Consider the following 11,875-nt stretch of genomic DNA (forward strand, 5'->3'; position numbering starts at 1 on the left):
ATTTATCAGCCCCTGTTCCGAGTGCGGTAGCAGGGGAGTGGACGTCTCGACCTTTTAAAAGGTTCCATACTTGGCAGCATTTAGCCACCCTTGCCGACGTTTTTCTCCCCCGTAGGAGCCGGCTTGCCGGCGATGGCGTCCTTGATCCAATGTTGAATTCAAGGGCCTCATCGCCGGCAAGCTGGCTCCTACGGGGGGTTGTGGTTGATGGGCGAACGGTGGTCCGGGAGCGTTGATTTGCGCTATACTCGCCGCCCTTTTTTGACTCACCTGCCAGGCGATTTCCCATGACCCACCAGGCCGCCGAAGTCGCGAAACGCCGCACTTTCGCCATTATTTCCCACCCCGATGCCGGTAAAACCACCATCACCGAGAAGCTCCTGCTGATGGGCAAGGCAATCGCGGTGGCCGGCACGGTGAAATCCCGCAAGTCCGACCGCCATGCCACCTCCGACTGGATGGAAATGGAAAAACAACGGGGTATTTCCATTACCACGTCGGTCATGCAGTTCCCGTATCGCGACCACATGGTCAACCTGCTCGACACCCCGGGCCACGAAGACTTCTCCGAAGACACCTACCGCACCCTGACGGCAGTGGACTCGGCATTGATGGTCCTCGACGGCGGTAAAGGCGTCGAGCCGCGTACCATCGCGCTGATGGACGTATGCCGTCTGCGTGACACGCCGATCGTCAGCTTCATCAACAAACTCGACCGCGACATCCGCGACCCGATCGAGCTGCTCGATGAAATCGAAGCCGTCCTGAAGATCAAGGCCGCGCCGATCACCTGGCCGATTGGTTGCTACCGCGACTTCAAGGGCGTTTACCACCTGGCCGACGACTACATCATTGTCTACACCGCCGGCCACGGTCACGAGCGCACCGAAACCAAGATCATCGAGAAGCTCGACTCCGACGAAGCCCGCGCCCACCTGGGTGACGAGTACGACCGTTTTGTCGACCAGCTGGAGCTGGTGCAGGGCGCCTGCCATGAGTTCAACCAGCAGGAATTCCTCGACGGCCAATTGACCCCGGTGTTCTTCGGGACCGCCCTGGGCAACTTCGGTGTCGACCACGTGCTCGACGCCGTGGTGGATTGGGCGCCGCGCCCATTGGCCCGTGTCGCCAACGAACGCACCGTGGAACCGGTGGAAGAGAAGTTCTCGGGTTTCGTGTTCAAGATCCAGGCGAACATGGACCCCAAGCACCGCGACCGTATCGCCTTCATGCGTATCTGCTCCGGCAAATACGAAAAAGGCATGAAGATGCGCCACGTGCGCACCGGCAAGGATGTGCGCATCGGCGACGCCCTGACGTTCTTCTCTTCCGAGCGTGAACAGCTCGAAGAGGGCTACGCCGGCGACATCATCGGCCTGCACAACCACGGCACCATCCAGATCGGCGACACCTTCACCGAAGGCGAAGCGCTGGGCTTTACCGGTATCCCGCACTTCGCCCCGGAACTGTTCCGCCGCGTACGCCTGCGTGACCCGCTCAAATCCAAGCAACTGCGCCAAGGCTTGCAGCAGCTCGCGGAAGAGGGCGCCACCCAGGTGTTCTTCCCGGAGCGCAGCAACGACATCATCCTCGGCGCCGTCGGTGTGCTGCAGTTCGATGTGGTCGCCAGCCGCCTGAAAGAGGAGTACAAGGTCGAATGCTCCTACGAGCCCATCACCGTGTACTCCGCGCGCTGGATCGAGTGCAGCGATAAGAAGAAGCTGGAAGAGTTCTCCAACAAGGCCGTGGAAAACCTCGCGCTCGACGGCGGCGGTCACCTGACCTACCTGGCCCCGACCCGGGTCAACCTGGCGCTGATGGAAGAGCGCTGGCCGGATGTGAAATTCCGCGCGACCCGCGAGCACCACTAAGGTCCGGGCGGTACAGAAAAGGGCGAAGCTGTGATGGCTTCGCCCTTTTTCATTTTGGCAGGCACCGATCAATCCTGTGGGAGCTGGCTTGCCTGCGATGGCATCAACCGGGTCTGCTTGATGCACCGAGGTGCCTGCATCGCAGGCAAGCCAGCTCCCACAATTTTGATCTTCATCCAATCCGCAGCATTGGCGCTAAGCGCGCATCCGGTCTAGCGTTTCACATATTTCACCGATTCACCGACGGAATAGGAGTTCCTGATGCGTTTAACTCGACGCGCCATTCAACTGGTGCTGCTGGGCGTCTTGGGGTTGTCCGCCTCCTGGGCGCTGGCGGGGGCAGGCACCCCCCAGTGGAAGGACACCGGCCCGGTGACCAAGCGCAAGCAAAACGAGGTCAATTCCGGCAGTTGGCAGCCCCAGGCTCAACCGGCGCCGAAGGAGGATGCAGAAAACCCTTACAACGAGGGGGAAGACAGCGAGACCTACGATGATGGCGATACCTGAGGCCTGATTGGCGCAAACCCGGGATCGGAACTAGCTTAATCCACAGCGACGGCGGAATGCCGGCGTACGTGATTCACTGACTGGACGGAAATCGACCATGACTATCTTTCAACGTGTAGTGCTGTTGCTGAAAGTGTTGGTGATGTTATCGCTGGGTGTTTCGTCTGCATGGGCCAATGCGGCCGTGCAGAGCCAGGCACCGGGCTTTGTGGCGGCGAAGACGGCGCAGGCCGGGGGCTTGCAGCTGGCCAAGAGCGAGTCGGAGCCCGGTGATGAAGACCAGGGCGGCTCAAAGGATGATGACGACCAGCAAGCGCCGCCAGACGACGATGACACCGAAGGTGACAGCGATACATAAGGCGCCATGAAAAAGCCCCGCCTGCCGGACTGATGCGCAATCCGACGGGAGGGGCGGTAGAACTCAAACAATGCCCCGGGCTCAACACCCGGGGCATTTTTGTGTCGGCTCAGGCCACGAACTGCTCCGCGTAGTGGCAAGCCACCTGGCGGTTGTCCAAGGCGCGCAATTGCGGCTCTTCGCTGCTGCAACGGGCGGTCGCGTAAGGGCAACGCTTGTGGAAGGCGCAGCCCGGCGGCGGGTTCAGCGGGTTAGGCAGCTCGCCGACGATCTTGATCTTCGGCTTGTTCGGGTCCGGGTGGATGGTCGGGGTGGCCGACAGCAACGCCTGGGTGTACGGGTGCAGCGGGCGTGCGTAGATGTCTTCTTTGGGGCCCACTTCCACCGGGCGGCCGAGGTACATCACCATCACGTCGTCGGCAACGTGCTGCACCACCGCCAGGTTGTGGGAGATGAACACGTAGGCCGTGTTGAATTCCTGCTGCAGGTCCATGAACAGGTTGAGCACCTGAGCCTGGATCGACACGTCGAGTGCCGAGGTCGGCTCATCCGCCACCAGCACTTTCGGTTGCAGCATCATGGCGCGGGCCAGGGCGATGCGCTGGCGCTGGCCACCGGAGAACATGTGCGGGTAGCGCTGATAATGCTCGGGGCGCAGGCCCACTTGCTTCATCATCGCCTGCACTTTCTCGCGGCGTTCAGCGGCGGACAGGTTGGTGTTGATCAACAGCGGCTCGCCGAGCTGATCACCGACCTTCTGCCGTGGGTTCAATGAGGCGTACGGGCTCTGGAACACCATCTGCACGTCTTTGCGCAATTGCTTGCGCTGGGCCTTGTCGGCGCCAGCCACTTCCTGGCCGGCGATTTTCAAGGAGCCCGACGACGGTTCTTCAATCAGCGTGAGGGCACGAGCCAGGGTGGACTTGCCGCAACCCGACTCGCCTACCACGGCGAGGGTCTTGCCGGCTTCCAGCTCGAACGACACCCCGTTGAGGGCACGCACGGTGGCGTGGCCCTTGAACAGGCCACGGGACACTTCGTAGTGACGGGTGAGGTCGCGGGCGGTAAGAACGACGGCCATTACGCCACCTCCTGGTTCAAGGGGTAGAAGCAGCGCGCAAGGCTGTTGGTTTTTGGATCAAGGCCCGGGCGCTGGGCGCGGCAGGATTCCTGCACATACGGGCAGCGCGGCGACAACAGGCAACCCTGTGGGCGGTCATAACGACCCGGAACGATACCCGGCAGCGTGGCCAGGCGCGTGGCGCCCAGGCTGTGCTCGGGGATCGCCTTGAGCAGGGCTTCGCTGTACGGGTGTGCCGGAATGTCGAACAACTGCGGCACCTGGCCGACTTCCACGGCTTGGCCGGCGTACATCACACACACGCGTTGGGCGGTTTCTGCCACGACGGCGAGGTCGTGGGTGATCAGCACCAGGCCCATGTTCTGTTCTTTCTGCAAAGCCAGCAGCAGTTCCATGATCTGCGCCTGGATCGTTACGTCCAACGCGGTGGTTGGTTCGTCGGCGATCAGCAGTTTTGGCTCGCCGGCAATCGCCATGGCGATTGCCACACGCTGGCTCATACCGCCGGACAGTTGGTGCGGGTAGGCGTCCATACGGCTGGCAGCGCCCGGGATCTCCACTTTCTCCAGCAGTTCGATGGCACGCTTGCGCGCTTGCTTGCCGGACATTTTCAGGTGCAGGCGCAGCACTTCTTCAATCTGGAAACCCACGGTGTAGCTGGGGTTCAGCGCGGTCATCGGGTCCTGGAAGACCATGGCCAGGTCCTTGCCGACGATCTGACGACGCTGGCGGCTGCTCAGTTTGAGCATGTCCTTGCCGTCGAAGGTCAGCGAGTCGGCGGTGACGATGCCAGGGTGTTCGATCAGGCCCATCAGCGCCATCATGGTCACGGATTTACCCGAACCCGACTCGCCAACGATCGCCAATACTTCGCCTTTGTCGACCGACAGGTCCAGGCCATCGACCACCGGCACGGCGGTCTTGTCGCCGAAGCGCACGTTGAGATTCTTGATTTCTAACAGTGACATGGGAATCTCCTCAGGCGGCGTTCTTGAGTTTCGGGTCGAGCGCATCGCGCAGGCCGTCACCCATCAAGTTGATTGCCAGCACGCTGAGCAAAATGGTCAAACCAGGCAGGCTCACCACCCACCAGGCGCGTTCGATGTAGTCACGGGCCGAAGCCAGCATGGTGCCCCACTCAGGGGTTGGCGGTTGTACGCCAAGGCCCAGGAAGCCCAGTGCGGCGGCATCGAGAATCGCCGAAGAGAAGCTCAAGGTGGCCTGCACGATCAGCGGTGCCATGCAGTTGGGCAGCACGGTGATGAACATCAGGCGTGGCAGGCCAGCGCCGGCGAGGCGGGCGGCCGTCACGTAGTCGCGGTTCAGTTCGCCCATCACCGCCGCGCGGGTCAGACGGACGTAGGACGGCAGGGATACGATGGCAATCGCAATCACAGTGTTGATCAGGCCAGGGCCGAGGATCGCGACAATGGCTACGGCCAGCAGCAGCGAAGGCAGGGCCAGCATGATGTCCATCAAACGCATGATGGTCGGGCCGAGCAAGCGCGGGAAGAACCCGGCGAACAGGCCCAGCAGGATGCCTGGGATCAGCGACATCACCACCGACGACAAGCCGATCAGCAACGACAGGCGCGAGCCCTGGATCAGGCGCGAGAGCAAGTCACGGCCCAGCTCGTCGGTGCCCAGCAAAAATTGCATCTGCCCGCCTTCCAGCCAGGCCGGTGGGGTCAGCAGGAAGTCGCGGTATTGCTCGCTCGGGTTATGCGGGGTCACCCAGGGGGCAAAAATCGCGCAGAACACGATCAGCAGCATGAACAGCAGGCCGGCAACCGCGCCTTTGTTCTTGGAGAAGGCTTGCCAGAATTCTTTGTACGGGGACGGGTACAGCAGGCTTTGATCGACTGCCGACGCTTGGGTAGGTGTGGTCATGGTCATGATCTCAGCGCTGGTGACGGATGCGTGGGTTGGCGAAGCCGTAGAGGATATCCACCACGAAGTTCACCAGGATCACCAGGCAGGCGATCAGCAAAATGCCGTTTTGCACCACCGGGTAGTCCCGCGCGCCAATGGCTTCGATCAGCCATTTGCCGATGCCGGGCCACGAGAAGATGGTTTCGGTCAGGACCGCGCCGGCCAGCAGGGTGCCGACTTGCAGGCCGACCACGGTCAGCACCGGGATCAGCGCGTTACGCAGGCCGTGCACGAATACCACGCGCGCCGGCGACAGGCCCTTGGCCTTGGCGGTACGGATGTAGTCTTCGCGCAGCACTTCGAGCATCGACGAACGGGTCATCCGCGCGATCACGGCCAGCGGGATGGTGCCGAGCACGATGGCCGGCAGGATCAGGTGGTGCAGGGCGTCGAAGAACGCGTCCGGCTCGTCAGCCAGCAGCGTGTCGATCAGCATGAAGCCGGTGCGCGGCTCGATGTCGTAGAGCAGGTCGATCCGCCCGGACACCGGGGTCCAGCCCAGGCTCACCGAGAAGAACATGATCAGGATCAGGCCCCACCAGAAGATCGGCATCGAATATCCCGCCAGGGAGATGCCCATCACCCCATGGTCGAACAGGGATCCTCGCTTGAGTGCCGCGATCACCCCGGCCAACAGGCCCAGGACGCCGGCGAACAACAGGGCGGCCATGGACAGTTCCAGGGTCGCGGGAAACAGTGCGGTGAACTCGGTCCACACGCTGGTGCGGGTGCGCAGGGACTCGCCAAGGTCGCCTTGGGCGAGCTTGCCGACATAGTCCAGGTATTGCGCATACAGCGGCTTGTTAAGGCCAAGGCGTTCCATTGCCTGTGCGTGCATCTCGGGGTCGACGCGCCGCTCGCCCATCATGACTTCAACGGGGTCGCCAGGGATCATGCGTATCAACGCAAACGTGAGCAACGTGATGCCGAAGAACGTGGGGATCAATAACCCCAATCGGCGGGCAATAAAACTAAACATCTTGTTGTGTACCTCAATCAGCCGGTTAGGCAGGTCCGGCACCGCCAGTGTCGACGGTGCCGAGCGTCTCTTATTTACTTCACCTGGGTGGTGGCGAAGTTATTTGTGGTCAGAGGGCTTTGGGTATAACCCTCGACGTTTTTGCGCATGGCGGTGAACATCTTCGGATACGCCATTGGAATCCAGGGTTGGTCTTTCTCGAAAACGTCCTGGGCTTGTTGATAGAGTTCAGCGCGCTGGCCAGGTTCAGCGATGGCGCGCGCCTTGTCGATCAAGTCTTGAAACTCTTTGTTACACCAGCGGGCGTAGTTTTCGCCGTTTTTGGCAGCATCGCAACTCAGGTTCGGGGTGAGGAAGTTATCCGGGTCCCCGTTATCCCCGGCCCAGCCGGCCGAAACCATGTCGTGCTCACCGTTTTTAGCACGCTTGAGCATTTCGCCCCATTCCATGACTTTGATATTCACTTTCAGGCCGATCTGCGCCAGGTCCGCCTGCATGCGCTGGGCGCCGAGCATCGGGTTGGGGTTGGTCGGGCCGCCACCGTTGCGGGTGAACAGGGTGAACTCAGTGCCTTCCGGTACACCGGCTTCCTTGAGCAGGGCGCGGGCCTTGTCCAGGTCACGTGGCGGGTTCTTCAGCTTGTCGTTGAAGCCCAGTAGCGTCGGCGGGTAAGGGCCGGTGCCGACCACGGCATTGCCTTTGCCGTACAGGGCTTCGGTGTAGCCGGCCTTGTCGAAGGCGATGTTGATCGCGTGGCGCACCCGTGCGTCGCTCATGTACTTATGGGTGGTGTTCAGCGCGGTGTAGCTGGTGGTCATCGCCGCCAGTTCGTCGACCTTCAGGTTCGGGTCGGCCTTGACGCTCGGCACGTCATCGGGCTTGGGGTACAGCGCGATCTGGCACTCGTTGGCCTTGAGCTTCTGCAGGCGCACGTTGTTGTCGGTGGTGATCGCCAGGATCAGCGGATCGGCAGGCGGCTTGCCACGGAAGTAATCCGGGTTGGCCTTGAAGCGTACCTGGGCGTCCTTGGCGTAGCGGGTGAAGATGAACGGGCCGGTGCCGATCGGCTTGGCATTCAGGTCGTCGGTCTTGCCGGACTTGAGCAACTGGTCGGCGTATTCGGCGGAGTGGATCGAGGAAAACGCCATGGCCAGGTCGGCCAAAAACGGTGCTTCAGGACGGGTCAGGGTGAAGACCACGGTGTGATCGTCGGTCTTCTCTACGCTCTTGAGCAGTTCCTTGAAGCCCATGCTTTCAAAGTACGGGTAGCCCACGCTGGACTTTTTGTGCCACGGGTGATTCGGGTCCAGCTGGCGCTGGAAGCTCCAGAGCACGTCGTCGGCATTCAGGTTGCGCGTGGGTTTGAAGTAGTCGGTGGTGTGGAACTTGATGTCGTCACGCAGGTGAAAGGTGTAGGTCAGGCCATCGGCGCTGATCTCCGGCAGGGCCTTGGCCAGTGCGGGGATCACTTCGGTGGTGCCGGGCTTGAAGTCCACCAGGCGGTTGAACATGGTTTCAGCGGCGGCGTCAGCGGTGACGGCCGTGGTGTACAGGACCGGGTCGAAACCTTCCGGGCTGGCTTCGGTGCAGACCACCAGTGGTTTGGCCGAAACGCCGATCGCAACGCTCAGCAGCGCGGCGGCCATGGCGGCTTGGAGTGGGAGCATTTTCATTCAGAGCCCTCTGCAATCGATTGAACCAGACAAGCGTAGACGGCAGGCTCGTCCTGAGCCGGCCGTCTACCTGGCGCTAATTAAAGAATGTTGAACGGAATGGTGGTGACCAGACGGAACTCACGGATGTTGCCGTCAGCCTGGTTTTCGCTGGCACGGTGAGTCACGTAGGTGCCACGGATGGTGGTGGCTTTCAGAGGGCCGCTCTGGATTGCGTAGGAAGAACCCACGCCGTATTCCTGGTGGTGTTCACCGTTCTGGGACTGGATGCCGTTGTAAGCGAAGCCTTTCACGCCGCCGTCGCCGGTGTAGTGAGTACCGTCGATGCCCCAACCGCGAGCCGAGTAGATGTTGAACTTCAGGCCTGGCACGCCGTATTCGGCCATGTTGATGCCGTAGGCAACCTGGAAGGACTTCTCGTTCGGACCGTTAAAGTCGGAAGTCAGGGAGTTGGCCAGGTAGATACCGTTGGTTTCGTGCAGGTAGTCGAAGTACTCGTTACCGTTCACTTCCTGGTACGAGAAGGTCAGGCTGTGAGCCTGGTGGGTCAGGCCGAGCGACAGCGAGTAGGTGTCGTTGTCGATCTTGCCCATCAACTTTTTGCCTTCGTCGACGGTTTTGTAGTAGTTCAGGCCGGTGGTCAGGCTCAGTACCTGGCTGTCACCCAGTTCGTGGGTAGCGCCGAAGTAGTACTGGTTCCAGAAGTCTTTCACGTTGGCGGCGAACAGGCTGGTCTTCAGACTCTTGAGTGGCTGGTAGTTGACGCCCAGGGTGCTGACCTTGTCGGTTTCCTGCTTGCCATTGCCGTATTCGGTGCGGAACTTCGAAAGGCTCTGCTCAGTCCGCGGGGATACGCGGTCAAAGACGCCGCCCTGGAAAGACAGGTTGCTGAACTCTTCGCTGTTGAAGCTCACACCTTCGAAGCTCGAAGGCAATGCACGGTTGCCGATGGTGTCGACGATACCGCTGCTGAAATTCTGGCGACCGGCGGTCAAGGTGGTGTTCGACACGCGGAACTTGACGTTGGCCAGGCCCAGTTTGCTCCATTGGCCTACTGCGTCACCGTCGGAGTCAGCGAGGGTACGGTTGGAACCGCCCTTGATGTCGCGCTTGCTGCGGTCCAGGACCACGGCGTTGTAGGCCGCCACTTCAGTGGCTACGCCCACGGTGCCTTGGGTGAAGCCCGAGGAGTAGTTGAGGATGGTGCCTTGTACCCAGTTGGTACGGTTCGCGTCGGTGCGCGTTTGACCGTGCTTCTCGTACGAGAAGCGCTGACCACGGAATTTCTTCTCGGTCGAGTACCAGTTACGCGTTGTACCGCCCAGGCTTTGACCGTCGATAAAGCCTTTGGCCTCGCTTTGGGCGCTGGTGCCGGCCAGTGTGGTTGGAACGAAGTCCTGGCTCTGGGTTTCAGCGTAGGCGGTGGCCGTGATGCTGCTGATGGCCAAGGCCAGAAGCGCGGTGCTGCTCAGTTTCATGGGTGAAGCTCCTTTGGTTCTCTTTTTTAATGCCAGTCTTTTTAGGTGAACCGGCTATTGGGTGTGTAACTCGTTCAAGCCTTTGCAAACGTTTGCCGTAGGAAAATTCCCAACAAAAGGCTGCACGTTTGCAGCAGAGCAGACTTCGCTCTGCGCAATCCGGTTATTTTCTTATGGGTTGATACTGACGCCTGAGAACACGTTGCGGCCGAAGGGGCTCACTTTGAAGCCTTCGACTTTGGCGCTTAACGGCTGGTTGACCGTCGAGTGGGCGACTGGCGTGATGGGCACCTGCTGCTTGAGCAGTTGCTGCGCCTGTTTGTACAGAACAGTCCTTTGTTCGCGGTCGGTCACGACCTTGGCTTGCTTGACCAGCTTGTCGTACGCCGGGTCACACCACATGGAGTAGTTGTTCCCGCCGATGGCGTCGCAGCTGTAGAGGGTGCCCAGCCAGTTGTCCGGGTCACCGTTGTCACCGGTCCAGCCGATCAGGCTGATATCGTGCTCACCGTTCTTGGTGCGCTTGATGTACTCGCCCCATTCGTAGCTGACGATCTTCACTTTCAGGCCGATCTTGGCCCAATCGTTCTGCAGCATTTCGGCCATCAGCTTGGCGTTGGGGTTGTACGGCCGTTGCACCGGCATCGCCCACAGGGTGATCTCGGTGCCTTCCTTCACGCCGGCGGCCTTGAGCAGTTCCTTGGCTTTTTCCGGGTTGTAGGCGGCGTCCTTGATGGTGTCGTCGTAGGACCACTGCGTCGGCGGCATGGCGTTGACCGCCAGTTGGCCAGCGCCCTGGTACACGGCGTTCAGGATGCTCTGCTTGTTCACCGCCATATCCAGCGCCTGGCGCACTTCGAGCTGGTCGAAGGGTTTGTGGCGCACGTTGTAGGCGATGTAGCCGAGGTTGAAGCCGGGCTTGGTCAGCAGTTGCAGGTTCGGGTCGGCCTTGAGGGCGTCGACGTCGGCCGGGCGTGGGTGCAGGGTCACCTGGCACTCATTGGCCTTGAGCTTCTGCACGCGCACCGAGGCGTCGGTGTTAATCGCGAAAATCAACTGGTCCAACTGCACCTTGCTCGGGTCCCAGTACTGTTTGTTGGCGACGTAGCGGATCTGCGAGTCTTTCTGGTAACGCTGGAAGACATACGGGCCGGTGCCGATCGGCTTCTGGTTGATGTCGCTGGGCTTGCCGCTCTTGAGCAACTGCTCGGCGTACTCGGCCGAGAGGATCGCGGCGAAGCTCATGGCGATGTTCTGTACGAACGCGGCGTCCACCGAGTTCAGGGTCATCACCACGGTGTGCGGGCCGGTTTTCTCGACCTTGGCAATGTTCTTGTTCAGGCTCATCCCGTTGAAGTACGGAAACTCGGTGGGGTAGGCCTTGCGAAACGGGTGCTCGGGGTCAAGCATGCGGTTGAAGGTGAACAGCACGTCGTCGGCATTGAAGTCGCGCGTTGGCTTGAATTCCTTGTTGCTGTGGAATTTCACCCCTTCACGCAGGTGAAAGGTGTAGGTCAGGCCGTCTGGCGAAATATCCCACTTGGTTGCTAGCGCGGGCACCACGTTGGTTGCGCCTTTTTCAAACTCAACCAGGCGGTTGTACAGCGGCTCGGCCGCATCGTTGTCGGTGGCGGTGGTGTACTGCGCAGTATCAAAGCCTGCGGGGCTGCCTTCGGAGCAGAACACCAGGCTCTTTTTCTCGGCGGCGTAGCCGGTGGTGGCCACAGCCAGCAAGCTGGTGGCAAACAGTGCAGATAGAACGGTGGTATGGCGCATGACGATCCCGATCCCTAGTTGTATTTGTCATCAGCGAGCAATCACCCAGGCGTACAGCCTGGGGGACATCACTGATCCCACACACAGCAAGTGCCTTTCTCAGACTGAAGCCTCTGCTGTCCTGCGACGTTATGGGCCGTGGACCGTGCAGTAAATGCATCAAATCTGACTGACCTTGTAGGTAACGGAGCCGCAGATCGCAGTTCATTGCTGTAGGACG

Annotated in this window: 10 protein-coding genes; 3 read left to right on the plus strand and 7 right to left on the minus strand. The window is 60.7% G+C overall.

The window, feature by feature from the left end:
* Nucleotides 1-287 precede the first annotated feature (287 nt).
* The 3 genes from AC07SU_RS06485 to AC07SU_RS06495 all read left to right on the plus strand — a co-directional run bounded on the left by AC07SU_RS06485 (nt 288) and on the right by AC07SU_RS06495 (nt 2,736).
* Entirely contained in the window at nt 288-1,871 is a 1,584-nt protein-coding gene (locus AC07SU_RS06485) for a peptide chain release factor 3 (RefSeq protein ID WP_494996549.1), read from the plus strand.
* Nucleotides 1,872-2,132: 261 nt separating this feature from the next.
* Nucleotides 2,133-2,378: a hypothetical protein gene (locus tag AC07SU_RS06490; protein ID WP_176995123.1), complete on the plus strand. Its 246-nt coding sequence runs from the start codon at nt 2,133-2,135 to the stop codon at nt 2,376-2,378.
* Nucleotides 2,379-2,475: 97 nt separating this feature from the next.
* On the plus strand, nt 2,476-2,736 hold the full coding sequence (locus AC07SU_RS06495; RefSeq protein ID WP_178919105.1) for a hypothetical protein: 261 nt from the start codon (nt 2,476-2,478) through the stop codon (nt 2,734-2,736).
* A gap of 109 nt (nt 2,737-2,845) precedes the next feature.
* Here AC07SU_RS06495 and AC07SU_RS06500 read toward each other — a convergent pair whose 3' ends face one another.
* The 7 genes from AC07SU_RS06500 to AC07SU_RS06530 form a co-directional block, all read right to left on the minus strand.
* A complete protein-coding gene (locus AC07SU_RS06500) occupies nt 2,846-3,817 on the minus strand; it encodes a peptide ABC transporter ATP-binding protein (RefSeq protein WP_016971590.1) in 972 nt (323 codons plus the stop codon).
* On the minus strand, nt 3,817-4,785 hold the full coding sequence (locus tag AC07SU_RS06505; RefSeq protein WP_178919104.1) for an ABC transporter ATP-binding protein: 969 nt from the start codon (nt 4,783-4,785) through the stop codon (nt 3,817-3,819). The genes AC07SU_RS06500 and AC07SU_RS06505 overlap by 1 nt, the downstream gene beginning before the upstream one ends.
* 10 nt (nt 4,786-4,795) lie before the next feature.
* On the minus strand, nt 4,796-5,707 hold the full coding sequence (locus AC07SU_RS06510) for an ABC transporter permease subunit (RefSeq protein ID WP_176995120.1): 912 nt from the start codon (nt 5,705-5,707) through the stop codon (nt 4,796-4,798).
* A 10-nt stretch (nt 5,708-5,717) separates the two neighbouring features.
* Nucleotides 5,718-6,728, minus strand: coding sequence for an ABC transporter permease subunit (locus AC07SU_RS06515; protein ID WP_176995119.1), 1,011 nt, complete (start codon nt 6,726-6,728; stop codon nt 5,718-5,720).
* A gap of 74 nt (nt 6,729-6,802) precedes the next feature.
* A complete protein-coding gene (locus tag AC07SU_RS06520) occupies nt 6,803-8,401 on the minus strand; it encodes an ABC transporter substrate-binding protein (protein ID WP_176995118.1) in 1,599 nt (532 codons plus the stop codon).
* A gap of 80 nt (nt 8,402-8,481) precedes the next feature.
* Nucleotides 8,482-9,879 carry an OprD family porin gene (locus AC07SU_RS06525; protein ID WP_176995117.1) on the minus strand — a complete coding sequence of 466 codons (1,398 nt, stop codon included), beginning with the start codon at nt 9,877-9,879 and terminating at the stop codon, nt 8,482-8,484.
* Nucleotides 9,880-10,050: 171 nt separating this feature from the next.
* Nucleotides 10,051-11,655, minus strand: coding sequence for an ABC transporter substrate-binding protein (locus AC07SU_RS06530; RefSeq protein WP_176995116.1), 1,605 nt, complete (start codon nt 11,653-11,655; stop codon nt 10,051-10,053).
* Nucleotides 11,656-11,875 lie beyond the last annotated feature (220 nt).

Source organism: Pseudomonas sp. GW821-FHT05H12, from assembly GCF_059419385.1.